This is a genomic window from Robertkochia flava (assembly GCF_020166515.1).
GTDB lineage: Bacteria > Bacteroidota > Bacteroidia > Flavobacteriales > Flavobacteriaceae > Robertkochia > Robertkochia flava.
Genome location: NZ_JAINZT010000006.1, coordinates 345,591 through 362,874 on the forward strand (window position 1 = coordinate 345,591; position 17,284 = coordinate 362,874).

A 17,284-nucleotide genomic window follows, 5' to 3' on the forward strand; every position below is an offset into this window, starting at 1 on the left:
GCTTTGGAATATTTATTGACTTCATGCAGGCATAAGATAATTGTAAAAAGGAAATTAAGCATATGAATTTAAATAATTTCACCATAAAATCGCAGGAGGCCATACAGCAAGCCCAGCAGATCGCTCAGGGCTATGGTCATCAGCAAATAGAGAACGAACATATTTTCAAGGCCCTTTTAGAGGTGGATGAAAATGTGATTCCTTATATTCTAAAAAAGCTGAACGTAAATATCAGTCTGCTCTCGCAGATGGTAGACAGCACCTTGATAAGCTTCCCTAAAGTGGAAGGTGCAGAGCTTATGTTGTCCAGAGATGCAGGGACCACGCTTAACGAGGCCGGAAACCTGGCCAAAAAAATGAAAGATGAGTATGTAAGTGTAGAACACCTGTTCTGGGCGATTTTTAAATCCAGAAGTAAGGTGGCACAAATGCTCAAGGATCAGGGAGTCACCGAGAAGGCTATACAGGCAGCCCTTGAAGAACTGCGCAAGGGAGACCGGGTAACTTCCGCCAGTGCAGAAGACACCTATAATTCCCTGAACAAGTATGCAAAGAACCTGAACCAGCTTGCCAACGACGGAAAGCTCGACCCTGTTATCGGCCGGGACGAGGAGATCAGAAGGGTCCTGCAAATTCTTTCCAGGAGAACAAAGAACAACCCCATGCTGGTTGGTGAACCGGGAGTTGGTAAAACGGCTATTGCTGAAGGACTTGCCCACAGGATTATTCAGGGCGATGTTCCGGAGAATCTCAAGGACAAGCAGATTTTCTCTCTCGATATGGGAGCGCTGATCGCCGGTGCGAAATACAAGGGGGAATTTGAAGAGCGACTTAAGGCGGTTATCAAAGAGGTGACCTCTTCAGATGGCAACATTGTGCTTTTTATTGATGAAATACACACCTTGGTGGGGGCCGGTGGCGGACAAGGTGCCATGGACGCCGCAAATATTTTGAAACCCGCCCTGGCCAGAGGTGAACTCCGCGCTATTGGAGCTACTACTCTGGATGAGTATCAAAAATATTTTGAAAAGGATAAGGCCCTGGAAAGGCGATTCCAGAAAGTAATGGTGAATGAGCCGGATACGGAAAGTGCCATTTCCATTCTTCGGGGAATAAAGGAAAAATATGAAACCCACCACAAGGTACGGATCAAGGATGAAGCCATTATTGCTGCAGTTGAATTGTCTCAACGGTATATCACCAACCGATTTTTACCGGACAAGGCCATAGACCTGATGGATGAGGCTGCTTCCAAGCTCCGGATGGAGATCAATTCAAAACCCGAAGACCTGGATGTACTTGATCGTAAGATCATGCAGCTCGAGATCGAGATCGAAGCCATAAAAAGGGAAGATGATGAAAGCAAGCTCAAAAGTCTGAATGCCGAACTGGCCAACCTCAAGGAAGAGCGGCATGAGGTTTTTGCTAAATGGTCCAGCGAAAAAGAGATCGTCGATAAGGTACAGGCAACCAAAGAGGATATCGAACAGTTCAAACTGGAGGCCGAAAAGGCTGAAAGGGAAGGCGATTACGGAAAGGTGGCTGAGTTGCGTTACGGGAAGATCAAAGAGGCCCAGGAAGCCCTGGAGAAGAGCCAGGACGAGCTGCGACAACAGCAGGAAAGTGGTAAAAGTCTCATCAAGGAAGAAGTGACCAACGAGGATATTGCCGAGGTAGTGGCCAAGTGGACCGGGATTCCTGTGACTAAAATGCTCCAGAGTGAACGGGAAAAACTTTTACGACTGGAAGATGAATTGCACAGACGTGTGGTAGGTCAGGAAGAGGCCATCCAAAGTGTGTCTGATGCGATCCGCAGAAGCCGGGCAGGGTTACAGGATATGAAAAAGCCTATCGGTTCCTTTCTGTTCCTGGGTACTACCGGGGTCGGTAAAACTGAACTTGCAAAAGCTCTGGCCGAATATTTGTTTGACGATGAAAGCGCAATGACCCGAATCGATATGAGTGAATACCAGGAAAGGCATGCAGTAAGTCGCCTGGTAGGAGCACCTCCGGGATATGTGGGTTATGATGAAGGCGGGCAGCTTACTGAAGCCGTACGACGAAAACCCTACTCGGTAGTGCTGCTCGATGAGATCGAGAAAGCCCATCCCGATACATTCAACATCCTGTTACAGGTTTTGGATGAAGGCCGCCTCACAGATAACAAGGGCCGCCTGGCAGATTTTAAGAACACTATCATTATCATGACCAGTAATATGGGGAGTCATATCATTCAGGAGAAATTCGAAAACACCAATGACATCAACAGCGCCACAGAGGCAGCCAAGGTGGAAGTTCTTGGGTTGCTCAAGCAAAGTGTACGGCCTGAATTTCTGAATCGGATCGATGACATCATCATGTTTACCCCGCTTACGGAAGACAACATCAGGAATATTGTGGAGTTGCAATTAAAGCAAGTGACTCGTATGGTAGCCAAACAGGGCATTACCATGGATGCAACCCCTGAAGCGGTGGATCACCTGGCAAAACGAGGGTATGACCCTCAATACGGAGCGCGGCCGGTGAAAAGAGTAATACAGAAAGAAGTGATGAATGAACTTTCTAAAGAGATTTTGTCCGGGAAAATAAGTACAGACAGTATTATACTGCTCGATGCCTTTAACGATGAGATCGTTTTTCGCAATCAGGATGACCTGGTGAATAAAGCGGATATATAATGTAAGGAATGCAAATAAGCAGCGACTATTCACCCGATAGTTTGCTTAAGATGAAGGTAGATAATTCGTGATTGAATTATTTAGTTTTAAGTTGGTTGGTTAGTAAGCCCCTTTCGGAATACGGAAGGGGCTTTTTTTATAATCCTTAGGAAAGAATCTTGGAAAATACCAATCAGTATTATTATATTGGTCATGTGAAACCCTGGTTATGACCACAAAAGCAGAAAGAACCACCCAATTCATTGTACAGACCATTGCCCCAATCTTCAACAGAAAGGGGTATGCCGCAACCAGCCTTAATGATATTACTTCTGCCACCGGTCTCACCAAAGGAGCTGTTTACGGGAATTTTGAGAATAAGGAAACGCTTTATTTGTATTGTTTCGACCATCTGGCCAACCTGGTAATTTCCAACCTGGAACAGCAGGTAGCTTTAGAAAACGATCCTATGGAAGCCTTATTACAGTTTGCAAATTTCTATAAAGGATATTACGAATTCACAGATGCTATAGGCGGGTGCCCGATCGTTAACTTTGGAACAGACAGTAAATTCCAGAATGGCGATATGACCAGAAAGGTACAGGAGGCCATCCACCATATTGAAATGATCATGGCCAGCTTAATTGAAAAGGGAAAACTGAACGGGGCTATTCGAAGGAATATCAAGGGTGATGTCTATTCAAAGAGGTTTTATTCGCTGATCCAGGGTGCCGTTTACATGACCCAGGTTACCAATGATCCCTCCTATCTCAGAGATGCCATGAATGTTATTATTGACACCATGAACCAACGCTTTAAAACCACTTCTTCATGAATCCCATCAGCAGCTATATAGATCACACCCTCCTGGACCCTCTGGCCACTGGCAAAGCTATTGAAAGCCTATGTGAAGAGGCTATGATCTACAGTTTTCATTCGGTATGTGTTCATGGGTGCCATGTTCAACAGTGCCGGGAACTTCTTCGGGATTCCGAAGTAGTGGTATGCGCCGTTGTAGGTTTTCCGCTGGGTGCCGGCTCTACCACGGCAAAGGTTCGTGAGGCAGAAGATGCCATTGCGCATGGGGCCTCTGAAATTGATATGGTCATAAACCAGGGGTGGGTCAAGGAAAATGAATATCACAAGATCCTTCAGGAAGTACACTTTGTAAAGGATGTCATAGGTGGTGCCGTACTTAAAGTAATTATTGAAACTGCCAACCTCACCAAAGAAGAAATCGTTAATTGCGCGAGAACGGTGGTTGAAGGGGGAGCAGATTTCGTTAAGACCTCCACCGGTTTTGGTAATCGGGGTGCATCCCTGGAAGATATTAAAATCATAAAAAATACCATCGGGAATTCTGCAGCGATCAAGGCTTCAGGAGGCATTCGTAATTACGAGGATGCCATGAAATTTATCGAGGCCGGAGCCGGACGAATTGGAACTTCCAGTGGAGTAAAAATGGTCGGTTCCTTTGGTAAATCTTAATTAAGACTCAGGCCTTCCCCTATGGAATCAGGCACCCGAACCATTAAGCTTTTGGATTTCGGGGCACTCTTAACAGGAGTATAATCCCCAGAACAAAAGCAATCCCTATGAAGATCACCGAATTCCGAACACTTTCACTGAGTTGAGCTATTAGGGCGTAAAGTGACATTCCTATTACAATTCCCACTTTTTCGGAAACATCGTAAAAACTGAAGTACGAGGTAGTATCGGGCGTTTTGGGCAGGAATTTAGAATAGGTAGACCGTGACAAGGCCTGAATTCCTCCCATGACCAGTCCCACGATAGCAGCAGTTACATAAAACTGCTGCGGGGTTTCAATAAAATAAGCATAGATACAAATACCTACCCATATGATATTTATCCCGATAAGTGCAGGGATATTCCCGTATAAAAATGAGGCCTTTGAGGTTAACCAGGCACCGAGTATGGCCACCAGCTGTATGAGCAGGATAGAAACGATAAGTCCCATGGTACGTTCTTCTGCACTCCCCCAGGCTAACTCTTCTTCAGCAAAATAAGAGGCCACCAGCATTACCGTTTGCACCCCCATGCTGTAGACAAAAAAAGCTCCTAAATAGCGTTTCAACCTTCGGTCTTCTCCCAGATTGTTCCATACCATTTTTAATTCCCTGAAGCCACTGAACAGAACTTCCCTGTGTACCTTTCCACGGTTCTCATTCCCGTGTGGCAGGAAATAAAAACTGTACTGGGCAAAACCTGCCCACCAGACCCCTACCATAACAAAAGACAACCGGGTGGGTAAACCAGCACCCACAAAGCCAAACCAATCGTATTTAAGGATCATGATTAAATTGATCACCAGAAGAAGTACACTCCCGATATACCCCCAGGAATACCCTTTGGCGCTTATGTCATCCTGTTGCTCAGGATAGGCTATATCCGGCAGATAGGAATTGTAGAATACCAAACTCCCCCAAAACCCGATCAATCCGAGAAAATAAACAATCAAACCGTAATACAAATTTTCAAGGCTGAACCAGTAGAGTCCAATACTGGAAAGGGATCCGAGATAACAGAAAAACTTAAGGAACATCTTTTTATTTCCCACATAATCGGCAACTCCGGACAGGATCGGACTGATAATGGAAATCACGAAGAATGCGGCTGCAGTAACATACATGATAAGAGGGGCCCTGGCGATCATCCCGCCAAAGACCTCAACTTTCTCTATACCCGCTTCCCGGAATAAAGCCCCGTAGTACAAAGGGAAAATTGCGGAGGCAATCGTTAAACTGTAAACCGAATTAGACCAGTCATAGAATGCCCAGGCATGGAGCAGTTTTCTGCTTCCTTTTTCCAATTGTTTCATAGTTTTAGGGTATAAAAAAGCCGTTCTTTTAAAGGAACGGCGGCTAATATATTGAATTAATCCTTCTACCGGGTTATTTTTCAAAATTTGTCACCCCGTATTTCCGGGCCTCCGCTTTTGCATTCGGGGCGTTTTCTCTGAGATTTTGAATCCTCGTACTGCTGCTGGGGTGCGTGCTGAGGATTTCCGGCGGGCCACTGCCGTTGGTCTTTTCCATGCGTACCCAAAGATTGGCAGCTTCCATCGGATCATATCCTGCAATAGCCATCAGGCGTTGCCCGATAATGTCGGCTTCAGTTTCATGACTTCGGCTAAAAGGCAGCATCACTCCTACACTGGATCCTACCCCATAGGCAGCATTAAACAAAAGGTTCTTATCACTGTCGTTCATGGTAGCGACGTTTCCTACCACCAGACCCACCTGTTGCAGGGTCCCTGCACTCATGCGTTGTGCCCCGTGATCGGCCAGAGCATGAGCGATCTCATGTCCCATAACGGCCGCAATGCCTGCTTCCGACTCACAAACAGGCAGGATTCCGGTATAAAATACAATCTTTCCTCCGGGCATACACCAGGCATTGAGGTCTTCACTTTTTACCAGATTAAATTCCCACTGGTAATCCTTCAGGTAACCGGGGTAACCATTGGTATCGAACCAGGTCTCTGCGGCATTCTTGATGCGTTGCCCGACCCGCTTGATCTTTTCGGCTTCGGCGGTACCGGTTATCACCTCGTTTTCCGCTAAAAATGCATTGTATTGTTTAAATGCAGTTGGAAACAAACTGCTGTTATCCTGAAAATTGAGGGTTTGTTTACCTGTAAACGGATTGGTTTTACAGGAAACTATCAACAACAGAAAAACAGAAACTTTAAGTAACTTCTTCATCAAATATTAATTTAGCAGGTATAAAAAACTATTCTCCTATGATGTGTAATTCCGTAAAGTTCTTTGGTATTACCATACTCTGATCTCCGTTAAGCTTTACTTCGCTAAAGGGGATCTCGGCATTATCCAATTGAATCGCCTTCACTTTAAAGGGGATACCGTGAAGCTTTATTTTAAAATGTTCATAGGTCGTATCGTACTTCCCTTCCTTAAAATGCTGAATGATCAACTCATTCTTTCTTCCCGTAAGACGGAACTTTCTCAGGCTGTAACGGCCCTTCCTGTAATCAAATCCGTCCCCGGCATCCTCATAAACCCTGGATATTTCAGTACCTTCGGTATAATATACTTCCAGCTTCAGCTCTTCGATCACCTTCTCCCCCACATATTGCTGCACCGGCCATACCGGGATAATGGCTCCCTCTTTAACAAATAAGGGGATGGTATCCAGGTCAGACTCTACCCAGGTTTCCTTTCCTCCCAACAGCTTTTCATCTGTCCAATAGTTATACCAGTTACCCCTGGGCAGGTACATTCTTCTCCCCTTGGCATTGGGTTCCAGGATCGGGCATACCAACATGTGATTCCCGAAAATGAACTCATCATTCCTGTAATGCGTGTGCTGATCTTCCTGATCGTAATACACCAAAGACTTTAACATTGGAACACCGTCGTTCATATATTCCCAGAACATGGTATAGAGGTAGGGCAACAACTTATAGCGCAGTTCAATGAATTTTCTGGTAATGTCTGTAACCTCGCTATCAAACGACCAGGGTTCCTGATCGCCGTGATCTCCGCTGGAATGCACCCTGCAGAACGGATGAAAAACTCCCAGCTGTATCCATCGCGTAAAGAGTTCTCCGGAAGGCTGCTCGGCAAATCCGCCGATATCAGATCCGGTGAAAGACATCCCGCTAAGACACATCCGCTGCACCTGTACATTGGCGATCCAGAGATGTTCCCAGGTAGCCACATTATCTCCGGTCCAGGAAGAGGTATAGCGCTGAGCTCCCGAATACGCTGCCCTGGTAATTACAAAAGGACGTTTTGGGAAGGTGTACTTTCGCATGCCTTCATAGGTGGCCCTGGCCATTTGCATCCCGTAAATGTTATGGGCTTTTCGGTGACTGCAGGGATGCCCGTCATAATTGTGGCGTACATCGTCAGGAAAGGTTTTCCCCGGCACTTCCATCACTGCCGGTTCATTCATGTCATTCCAGATACCGCGAACGCCCACTTCAGCAATCAGCTCCTTGTAGAGCCCTGCCCACCACTCCCGCACTTCAGGATTGGTAAAATCCGGGAAATTGCATTCTCCGGGCCACACCTTTCCCTTCATATAAGGCCCATCGGCCCTTTTACAGAAATAATCCTTCTCCACAGCTTCCCGATACACCGGGTAATCCTTATCGATCTTTATTCCCGGATCAATGATCGCAACGGTCTTAAAACCATCTTCCAGAAGCTCTTTTACCATTCCCTTAGGGTCGGGAAAGTAGTCTTTGTTCCAGGTAAAACAACGAAAACCATCCATATAATCGATATCCAGGTAGATCGCATCACAGGGAATCTTCATCGCGCGAAAGGTTCTGGTAACCTCTTTTACCCTGCTCTCCGGATAATAGCTCCACTTACACTGTTGAAACCCGAGTGTCCATAGAGGAGGAAGTTCGGGTTTACCGGTAAGGTCTGTATATCCGTGTACCACTTCAGACACCTTAGGCCCGTAAATGAAATAATAGTTCATCTCTCCCCCATCGGCCCAGAACGAGGTCACATTTCTTCGCTCATGGCAGAAATCGAAATGGGTTTTAAAGGTATTGTCAAAAAAGATTCCGTAAGCCGTTTTGTGATGCAGCCCCAGATAAAAAGGAACTGCCTTGTAAAGCGGATTCTGATCTTTTCCGAATGCATATTGATCGGTATTCCAGTTCTCTACCCGCTTCCCTCTCATGTTCAACTGAGAAGGTTTATCGCCCATGCCGTAATAGCTTTCCGATTCCTGAGCGTGTTTGCTCATCTTTACAATATTACCACCGTAATGGTAACTCTCTTCCCAGTGAAAACCCAGCTCATCTTCGTTAATGATATTCCCCTCCAGGTCAAGGACGGCAATCCTCAGGTCTTTTTTAGAAATCCTGACTTCAAGTTTTGCTGTTAATACCCTGTAATAAGTGGGTTCCTCAACCACCTCCAGATGATTATATCCATAATTGGCATCTTCAGATATAGCATAGGAGAAATCCGATTCGAACCCCTCTTCGGTGGCGTAACGAAACCGTAGGATGCTGTCTCTTAAAACAGTGATCTGAAGGCTTACCAGGTTTTCTGTAGTGAAGGTTACCTTGTCGACATCCTTTTTATAATTTAGTATATGGGTGGGGTATAAATTCCCTTTATATTCAAGTTCTGTATTGGTGATCATATCTTCATTTTTCGCTCCCTAAAATAAGAGATTTCCTTATACTGTCACCTAAAAAACTACGAAATATAAAAGGCTACCATAGCCAGGGGCGGCAAAACAACAGATGCCGATTTCTCTCTTCCGTTCCATGGACTATCGAGGATGTCTATCGATTTTTTATTGCTCATACCACTTCCTCCGTACTTTTTATAATCACTGTTAAACACCTGAACCAGAGACTTCCCGGATGGCAGACCGATGCGGTAATCTTCCCGGGGCACCGGGGTCATATTACAGGCTATAACCAGGTGATTTTCTTCCTTGTGTCCCTTTCGCATAAATACCAGTACCGAATTCTCTGCATCTCCGTAATTTATCCATTCGAAACCTTCTGAAGAGAATTGCTTTTCATGTAAAGCCGGTTCCTTCCTATAAAGTTTATTCAGGTCGGTAACCAGCTGTTGTATTCCCTGGTGACTGGGGTACTGCAATAAATGCCAGTCCAGGCTGTTTTGAAAATTCCACTCTTCTCCCTGTCCGAATTCGCCCCCCATAAAAAGAAGTTTACCTCCCGGATGCGTATACATATAGCTAAATAACAAGCGAAGGTTGGCAAAACGCTGCCATTCATCTCCCGGCATACGACCCAAAATGGACTTTTTCCCATATACGACCTCATCATGACTCAAAGGCAGCATAAAGTTTTCGGTAAAGGCATAGGTCATACTAAAAGTAATATCATTCTGATGGTGACGACGATGTATGGAATCCTTCTTAAAATACTCCAGGGTGTCGTGCATCCAGCCCATCATCCACTTCATTCCAAATCCTAATCCTCCCAGAGATACAGGCTTGGTAACCATTGGAAAGGAAGTTGACTCTTCTGCTATGGTCTGAATCCCTTTAAAGGTACTGTAAACCGCTTCGTTGAGGTCTTTCATAAAAGCGATGGCCTCCAGGTTCTCTCTGCCCCCAAATTCATTGGGCTCCCATTCCCCTTCTTCCCGGCTGTAATCGAGATAAAGCATGGAAGCTACGGCATCAACCCTAAGTCCGTCAGCATGAAACTTATCCAACCAGAAAAAGGCATTACTGATCAGGAAAGATTTGACCTCATTACGGCCGTAATTAAATATCAGGCTTTTCCAATCCGGGTGATAACCACGCCTTCTGTCTGGATGTTCATACAAATGTGATCCATCAAAAAATCCTAATCCATGTGCATCTTCCGGGAAATGGGAGGGCACCCAGTCCAGGAGCACACCCACACCCGCCTGGTGCAGTTTATCGATCAGAAGCATGAGGTCTTCTGGCTTTCCGAATCTGGAAGTTGGCGCGAAGTACCCGGTGAGCTGGTACCCCCAGGACGGATCGTAGGGATATTCCATTACCGGCATGAATTCGACATGGGTAAATTGCATTTTTGTGACATAGGCCACCAGCTCCTCTGCCAGCTCCACATAATTTAAAGCCCTTCCTCCATCTTCCACCTTTCGTTTCCACGACCCCAGGTGCAGCTCGTATACAGAGAACGGGCGGTCCAGGGCATTGTGCTCCTCCCGGGTTGCCATCCAGGAGGCGTCTTTCCAATGGTAGTCGTGCTTCCAGGTAAGGGATGCAGTTTGCGGAGGTTTTTCACAATAAAAGGCATATGGGTCTGCCTTTTCGGTTTTAATATCGTTGTGATGAGAATGTATCTTAAACTTATAGCGGGCACCCTGGGTGATCTCCGGGATAAAACCCTCCCAGATCCCTGAGCCGTCCCAACGCACCTGGAGCGGATGATCGCCTTCCAGCCAGTAATTAAAATCTCCGATTACCGATACAGCCTTGGCACTGGGGGCCCAAACGGCAAAATAACATCCTTTTACCCCATCCTTTTCTATAAGGTGGGCACCGAATTTTTCGTAAAGTTTATAGTGTTTTCCGGCTTTAAAAAGATGAATATCAAATTCCGTGAAAAGACTGTGCGGTTGCACCTGATTGCTCATAGTATATAGATTATATATTCTTTAATCGGTTTCATCCAGGATACTCATGATCCCTTCCAGGGGTATGACCGCCCAGAGCGGCCTCGAATTCATTTCATACCCAAGTTCGTATACCGCTTTTTCAAGCAGGCAGTATTTTAATACATAGGTACGTTCTCCAAGGTAACCGATACTCAGGTTTTTTGCTCTTACCAGATCTATGTAGGTATCGGAGAACACGGCGATCATATAACGGTATAAGATCTCCCCGGCCTTAAAGAGCTGCTCCCTGGTCAAGGGATAATCTTCTTCATGATTAAAGATCGTCGCATAGATGGCATAATGGAACGATCGAAACATCCCGGCCACATCCTTGAGAGGGGGTTGTTTTACCTTCCGGTCTCTGATAGTGCTTTCGGGCTCGCCTTCAAAATCGAGGATATAAAAATCATCATCCTTCACCAAAACCTGACCCAGGTGATAATCGCCATGGATACGAATGCGTTCCCCTTTAAGTCTTGTCCAGTCAAAATCCACGAAACGTTTCCGGATCTCATTCTTGCGTTCCAGAAACTCTTGTGCCAGCTCCAGGGCCAGTCCTTCGAGTTTATGCAGGTTATTCTCAACCATATTCAGCCGGTTCTGAAATTGATGCAGCATCCTGTTCTTCAGCCAAACTTCATAATCTCCATTGTAATGGGTAGGGGTAAAGGCCATATCCTCGAACTCTGCGCCCAGGTTCACATGCATCTCCGCGGTGCGCAGCCCCAGTTTCTGTAATTTCTGAAACAGATTAAGACCGGCCCAGTCAATGATCTCCGGGGGTACATCCCTGATGCTTAACCGCGTGAACATATCAGCCTGAGGTAACCGGTTGATGTTGATGTGTTTGTATTCCAGGTTGGAAAACACCTTGTGCAGCTCATCGAGCATATATTCCCAGGCATCACCCTGGTTGGGCACAAGGCATTGCATCAGGGCTATGGTGATATTGATATTCTCCATATCCTTTACACTCATGCTCCCCATGTAGGCCGGGGTATTTGCAAATTCCTTCTTTTCCGATAAAAACCTGCTGAGTTCATAATCCGGATTCTTGGTGGCATATATTCTCCGGAAAAATTTAATCACGTACTTGTCGTTAATAATAATGGAGGTATTGCTTTGTTCCATTCCCATGAAGCGGGAAGATTGATATTCCTCCAGTTCCAGCTTATCACTTTTATGATACTGTACCTTGGTGGTATCAAAGGGCACTGCACTCTGAATTCGCTGAAAAACCACCCTGCGGAACGCTTCCAGGTTCACGGCATCAACAATATACCCTTTCTTTTCACCCAATGATAACTCCAGAATTCGTCCCTTTTCGGCGTAGGCCTCATCGGTAACAAAAGCAATGGGAAGAAAGTAATGCTGAAAGAAGGCTTCGTAAAAGTTGACCTCAAGAATAAGACCGTAATAAATCTCCCCGCTTTGCTGAATACGAAACTGCTCTGCAAGTTCAATATATTTGAGCTTACTGCTCTTCCCTCCGTACCACCGCTGCCCCACGATGTATTTTTCAAGAACATCAGAAAGGAATACCTTTAAAAAGTCCTGATGGTCCATAAGTTCTTCCCAGGTGGTCTTAAAAGTGTAGGGCGGTTTGATCACCTTACTTTCTGATTTCTTACTCATTGCGCTGTTATTTTAATATTTGAAACAGGTGAAAAGGTAATGCCGGGTGCAATTCTACATAGTTCCATTCCTTATCCCATACATATGTACTTCCTGTGATCAGGTCATGCATCTTGATCTGTTGTCCTTCGGAAACCCCCAATTCCTGCAAAGGCAACCGGACCCATCCCTGTTTGGAGTAATATGCATCCAGGTTAACCACCATCAGGATCTCATCCTGACGTGCCTCATCATATTTGTACCACGCCATGAGCTGGTCGTTATCAGTATCGCAAAACAGTATGTTATTGGTCTGTTGCAAAGCCTGGTGTTGCTTTCTCGCGTGGTTGATTTTGGTAATGATATGCGTGAGTTTATTCTCCTGTTCCCAATTCCAATATCGAACCTCATATTTTTCGGAATCCAGATATTCTTCTTTCCCGGGTACAGCATCAGAAACCATTTGCTCATATACCGGCCCGTAAACCCCGGTATTCGAACTCAGGGTGGCTGCAAGGAAATACCGTTGCATAAAAATGGATTCATTCCCACCCTGAAGGGGGTATGGGTTAATATCGGGGGTATTTGGCCAGAAATTCGGCCGGAAGAATTCCCGTTGCTCCGTACCGCTTAATTCCTTTACATAAGCCATAAGCTCCTCCTTATTATTTCTCCAGGTGAAGTATGTATAACTCTGGGTGAATCCCTGGCGAGCGAGCTCATGCATCACCTTAGGCCGTGTAAAGGCCTCCGATAGAAACAGGACATCGGGATGCTTCTTTTTAACCTCTGCAATAAGCCAACCCCAGAATTTAAAAGGTTTGGTATGCGGGTTATCTACCCGGAAGATCCGGATATCAAACTCCTCTACCCAGTACAGGGCGATACTTAATAATTCCTTCCATAAATTTTTCCAGTCGGGTGTTTCAAAGTAGATGGGAAGAATGTCCTGGTATTTCTTGGGTGGGTTTTCGGCGTATTGTACCGTTCCGTCCGGACGCCATTTAAACCAGGATGGGTGTTCTTTCACGTATGGATGGTCGGGAGCGCACTGCAGGGCAAAATCCATGGCGATCTCAATGCCGTGTTCCTTGGCTTTTTGTACCAGGTCCTTAAAATCCTGTGCTGTGCCCAGTTCCGGATGAAGCGATTTATGCCCCCCTTTTTCAGATCCGATGCCCCAGGGAGATCCTACGTCTCCTGGACCGGCCACTGTGCTGTTGTTTTTACCTTTACGATTTACCTCCCCTATAGGATGCACCGGGGGAAAATATAAAACGTCAAACCCCATACGGGCGATGCGTGGCAGCAACCGCTCACAATCCTTAAAGGTTCCGTGTTTTCCGGCTTCCGGTGAAGCCGACCTCGGGAAAAATTCATACCATGTAGAAAACAGCGCCTTGGAGCGGTCTACGTAAACTTTCAGGTCTTTAGACCGGGCCGAAAGAAATTTAACGGGATGCTCTAAAAACAGATTTTTTAATCGCTCGGAAACCGCCTCCTGTACCGCCTGCTGATACTGATTTTCATCTTCAAATATGGCTTTGAGTTCCCTCAGGTAGTCTTTATCCTTTTTAGAACATTTCCCTGCGATCTCCTCCAGGTAGGTTGCTCCTTCCAGGAGTTCACTGCGAACATGTTGCCCATCTTCAAGTTTTCTCGTGATTCCATACTGCCAGTTAAGCGCATAATCGACCCAGCCCTCAATATGGTAGGTATACAACCCTTGTTTCTCCACCCGAAAGCGGCCGGTCCAGTAATCATTGCCACGGTGCTCCATCCGCTCTTCTTTCCAGCTCCGTTCATTTTCATGCTTATAACGCACCACACAGGCTATGATATCATGGCCATCCGCAAAGACATCAGCTCCAATATCTACAGTTTCACCGGTTACTCTTTTAATATAAAAATCCCCATGTTGCAACTGGGGATTCACATTTTCAATTATAATACGTGTTTGATCTTGCATTTCGGGTAGTTAAAGTCATATAAAAATATAAAAAAGCAATCAAATTAAGTAAATTCGCTTCAAAATTGCAGACATGCCCGACCAAATGAAAGATCAGACCCCTGCAGACATGCAAGTTCCCGGGTTTATCAAGATTCCTGCAAGGATTCTTCAATGGATTTCACCCACATTGGCTGCCCGGTTTGCCGCCAGGATATTTTGCACTCCTTTTAAATTTAAAATGCCCAGGCGCGAGCATGATATGGACCGCCAGAGCAAACAGGAAAAGCTAATCGTTCCCGGCATTGGGAAAGAGATCGTGGTATATCATTACGGGAAATCTTCAAAAAAAGTGCTTTTGGTACACGGATGGTCCGGACGCGGCACGCAGTTATTTAAGATCGCCGAGGCGCTGAATAAGGCCGGTTACAGCACCATTAGTTTTGATGCCCCTGCCCATGGAAAAGCCCGGGGAAAACGCACCCAAATGCTCGAATTTATCGAGTCCTGTCTCTTTATCAACCGGGAATTCGGCCCTTTTGAATATGCCGTAGGCCATTCCCTTGGGGCTATGACCTTATTAAACAGTGTGCAAAGAGGCATAAAATTTAAGAAAATGGTCCTTGTTGGTAGTGGCAACCTGGTTACCGATATCATGAGAGACTTCACCGATAAACTCGGCCTGAAACCTGTAGTGGGTATACAAATGAAACGCTATTTTGATGAGATCTCCGGCATGGACGCGGCATCCCTCTCTGCCGAATATGTTGCCCCGGAGGTTGCCCTTCCGGTTTTGGTCATACATGATACCGAAGATCGGGATGTTCCTGTAGAAGCTGCATACCGAATACATAAAAACCTTCCCGAGAGCGAACTTATGATAACCGAAGGACTCGGGCATCGTAAAATCCTTGGAGACAAAAAGGTGATCCGACAAATCACAGAGTTCTTCACATAACTATCATAATGAGCTCAGCCCGGGTAATTTCCATACCCTGCTCCTGCACTTTTCTGCGAACCAGCGCACTTAGGGCGCTGCCCTGATTATTAAAAGGAAGAAAAGATCATTCGGACTACCTTTCTATTCACTCGCTTGCCGACAAAACACGTAACACCCTCATTATTAGTAAATAAAACCCTATAACAAATAATTTTTACGTATTTTTAACATTCCTTCAAGTCCTTTCCCATCTTTTCCTGATTTTCCTAAGGAACACTTCCCAAAGCTGCTCCCTACAATTTTTTAACTAACCATTAATTTTAAGTCAATGAAACGTATTTTAGTACTGTTGGCATTGGTAGCCTTTATCGGCACCTACGCCCAAGATGAAGCCCCCACTGTAGTTTTTGATCAGATCATGGTCACTCCAAATCCATCCAAGGTAGCCGAATTCCATAAGGCCATTGCCGAACACAACAAGCAATTCCATTCCGAGGCTCCCAGACAAGTGGCTGTTTACCAGATCATGACCGGACCAAATACCGGGAAATACATTTGGAACCTTGGACCCTGTACATGGGCCGATCTGGATGAACGCCCTATGGACAAAGCTCATAACGATCATTGGGCGAACGCTGTAGGCCCCACCCTGACCACAGAAGCCAATGCCACTTTTTGGGAATACCATCCGGAATTATCCAATATGAATATCGATTTTAAACTTAACATGCTCAACATTACGTTTTGGGACATTAAGATGGGAATGGGTAATTTTGATAAGGTAAAAGGTATCGTTGAGAAGTTCGTAAAACTGTACCACGAATCCTATCCAGACGATAATTTCGGGATCTACTCCAATGTCATGGGCTCTACTGCAGAAGGGCGGGATATGGCCCTTGTAGGATTCATGGACAAGTACGCAGATATGGCCGAAAGCAACCCTGACGTTCCTGAAAAATATAATGCCATGCACGGTGCAGGGAGCTATGAAAAAGATATGAACGAGTGGGTGAATCTCATCCAGGGCAGTGCTAACGAAATGTGGGTATTTATGCCCGAACTCAGCTCACGCCCTGCAGAGGTTCAGGTAACCCAGAATTAACAAGGAATCATCCTCATGATAAAGCCCATTACGATGGGCTTTTTCTTGTCCGTTTTTTTTTGGCAGGGTAATTGATATTTCCTGAGTACTAAAATCTTTATCTTATGAAAAAACTATTCTCTTTATTAGCACTTTCCCTCGTTTTGTTCACCTCCTGCGAGGGAGATCCGGGACCTCCGGGACCTCCCGGCATCGATGGAGCCGACGGACTAATAGGTACCGTTTTTGAGTATAACGTAACCTTCACCCAACTTAATGAAGATGTTCCGTTCGAGACCTTTGAATTCCCATCAAATCTGGAAGTATTTGATTCTGATGTGGTGCTGGCTTATGTACTGGTAGATGTCATTGATGGTACCGATGTATGGGAACCACTTCCAAGAACCTTGTATTTTAACGATGGAGGTATCCTGAGTTATGGATTCAATCATACATTTTTCGATATACAATTCTTTATGGATGGTAATGTAGATTACACCTTGCTTGATCCGCAATACACTGACAACCTCATCATGCGGGTTGCGGTATTACCGGCAGATCTTCTGGGGGATATCAACACAAATAATATCAACGAGGTGATGAGTGTTTCCAAAATGTTGACCAATACCGATATGGATATTGTCATAGAGTAATCTTGTATTACTCTTGATGCGAAGGTCATAAATGCAGTTTACCCTGTGTTTATGGCCTTTTTTTATTTTGAGCGAAACAGGAAGGAGACAACAAGCGTAGCGATCTGCACGGCAACGGAATATTAAAGCGGCTTCCATAACTTCTGTGTTGCTTCTTATAAAATTTGAAAACCCGCACCTGAACGCATACCACAGCACACCTGCTTCCCCACATCCCTATATCCCCACATCCCTATATCCCCATATA

Annotated in this window: 12 protein-coding genes; 6 read left to right on the plus strand and 6 right to left on the minus strand. The window is 45.4% G+C overall.

Annotation, left to right across the window (positions count from 1 at the left end):
• Positions 1–62 precede the first annotated feature (62 nt).
• The 3 genes from clpB to deoC all read left to right on the plus strand — a co-directional run bounded on the left by clpB (position 63) and on the right by deoC (position 4,145).
• The gene (gene clpB / locus K7R11_RS10675; RefSeq protein WP_224490625.1) at positions 63–2,678 is read left to right on the plus strand and encodes an ATP-dependent chaperone ClpB; all 2,616 of its coding nucleotides are present in this window, start codon (positions 63–65) and stop codon (positions 2,676–2,678) included.
• A 208-nt stretch (positions 2,679–2,886) separates the two neighbouring features.
• On the plus strand, positions 2,887–3,492 hold the full coding sequence (locus tag K7R11_RS15105; RefSeq protein ID WP_317196475.1) for a TetR/AcrR family transcriptional regulator: 606 nt from the start codon (positions 2,887–2,889) through the stop codon (positions 3,490–3,492).
• Positions 3,489–4,145, plus strand: a complete 657-nt coding sequence (deoC, locus tag K7R11_RS10685) for a deoxyribose-phosphate aldolase (RefSeq protein ID WP_224490627.1) — start codon at positions 3,489–3,491, stop codon at positions 4,143–4,145. The genes K7R11_RS15105 and deoC overlap by 4 nt, the downstream gene beginning before the upstream one ends.
• Positions 4,146–4,188: 43 nt before the next feature.
• Here deoC and K7R11_RS10690 read toward each other — a convergent pair whose 3' ends face one another.
• From K7R11_RS10690 to K7R11_RS10715, 6 genes are all read right to left on the minus strand, one after another.
• Positions 4,189–5,496, minus strand: a complete 1,308-nt coding sequence (locus tag K7R11_RS10690) for an MFS transporter (protein WP_224490629.1) — start codon at positions 5,494–5,496, stop codon at positions 4,189–4,191.
• Positions 5,497–5,569: 73 nt separating this feature from the next.
• On the minus strand, positions 5,570–6,382 hold the full coding sequence (locus K7R11_RS10695) for a M48 family metallopeptidase (RefSeq protein ID WP_224490630.1): 813 nt from the start codon (positions 6,380–6,382) through the stop codon (positions 5,570–5,572).
• A 28-nt stretch (positions 6,383–6,410) separates the two neighbouring features.
• Complete coding sequence (locus K7R11_RS10700; protein ID WP_224490632.1) at positions 6,411–8,810, minus strand: glycoside hydrolase family 31 protein; 2,400 nt, start codon at positions 8,808–8,810, stop codon at positions 6,411–6,413.
• A 56-nt stretch (positions 8,811–8,866) separates the two neighbouring features.
• Positions 8,867–10,780, minus strand: a complete 1,914-nt coding sequence (gene glgB / locus K7R11_RS10705; RefSeq protein ID WP_224490634.1) for a 1,4-alpha-glucan branching protein GlgB — start codon at positions 10,778–10,780, stop codon at positions 8,867–8,869.
• 21 nt (positions 10,781–10,801) lie between these two features.
• A complete protein-coding gene (locus K7R11_RS10710; protein ID WP_224490636.1) occupies positions 10,802–12,436 on the minus strand; it encodes a trehalose synthase in 1,635 nt (544 codons plus the stop codon).
• A gap of 7 nt (positions 12,437–12,443) precedes the next feature.
• Positions 12,444–14,384, minus strand: a complete 1,941-nt coding sequence (locus K7R11_RS10715; protein ID WP_224490638.1) for an alpha-1,4-glucan--maltose-1-phosphate maltosyltransferase — start codon at positions 14,382–14,384, stop codon at positions 12,444–12,446.
• Positions 14,385–14,457: 73 nt separating this feature from the next.
• Between K7R11_RS10715 and K7R11_RS10720 the strand changes: the two genes are divergently transcribed.
• The 3 genes from K7R11_RS10720 (at position 14,458) to K7R11_RS10730 (ending at position 17,037) form a co-directional block, all read left to right on the plus strand.
• On the plus strand, positions 14,458–15,321 hold the full coding sequence (locus tag K7R11_RS10720; protein WP_224490640.1) for an alpha/beta hydrolase: 864 nt from the start codon (positions 14,458–14,460) through the stop codon (positions 15,319–15,321).
• A 310-nt stretch (positions 15,322–15,631) separates the two neighbouring features.
• The gene (locus tag K7R11_RS10725) at positions 15,632–16,405 is read left to right on the plus strand and encodes a hypothetical protein (RefSeq protein WP_224490642.1); all 774 of its coding nucleotides are present in this window, start codon (positions 15,632–15,634) and stop codon (positions 16,403–16,405) included.
• A gap of 104 nt (positions 16,406–16,509) precedes the next feature.
• Entirely contained in the window at positions 16,510–17,037 is a 528-nt protein-coding gene (locus tag K7R11_RS10730) for a hypothetical protein (protein ID WP_224490644.1), read from the plus strand.
• Positions 17,038–17,284: the final 247 nt, after the last annotated feature.

Coding starts and splice junctions, on each gene's coding strand:
- clpB (WP_224490625.1), top strand. CDS start 63: ATGAATTTAAATAATTTCACCATAAAATCGCAGGAGGCCATACAGCAA.
- K7R11_RS15105 (WP_317196475.1), top strand. CDS start 2,887: ATGACCACAAAAGCAGAAAGAACCACCCAATTCATTGTACAGACCATT.
- deoC (WP_224490627.1), top strand. CDS start 3,489: ATGAATCCCATCAGCAGCTATATAGATCACACCCTCCTGGACCCTCTG.
- K7R11_RS10690 (WP_224490629.1), bottom strand. CDS start 5,496: ATGAAACAATTGGAAAAAGGAAGCAGAAAACTGCTCCATGCCTGGGCA.
- K7R11_RS10695 (WP_224490630.1), bottom strand. CDS start 6,382: ATGAAGAAGTTACTTAAAGTTTCTGTTTTTCTGTTGTTGATAGTTTCC.
- K7R11_RS10700 (WP_224490632.1), bottom strand. CDS start 8,810: ATGATCACCAATACAGAACTTGAATATAAAGGGAATTTATACCCCACC.
- glgB (WP_224490634.1), bottom strand. CDS start 10,780: ATGAGCAATCAGGTGCAACCGCACAGTCTTTTCACGGAATTTGATATT.
- K7R11_RS10710 (WP_224490636.1), bottom strand. CDS start 12,436: ATGAGTAAGAAATCAGAAAGTAAGGTGATCAAACCGCCCTACACTTTT.
- K7R11_RS10715 (WP_224490638.1), bottom strand. CDS start 14,384: ATGCAAGATCAAACACGTATTATAATTGAAAATGTGAATCCCCAGTTG.
- K7R11_RS10720 (WP_224490640.1), top strand. CDS start 14,458: ATGCCCGACCAAATGAAAGATCAGACCCCTGCAGACATGCAAGTTCCC.
- K7R11_RS10725 (WP_224490642.1), top strand. CDS start 15,632: ATGAAACGTATTTTAGTACTGTTGGCATTGGTAGCCTTTATCGGCACC.
- K7R11_RS10730 (WP_224490644.1), top strand. CDS start 16,510: ATGAAAAAACTATTCTCTTTATTAGCACTTTCCCTCGTTTTGTTCACC.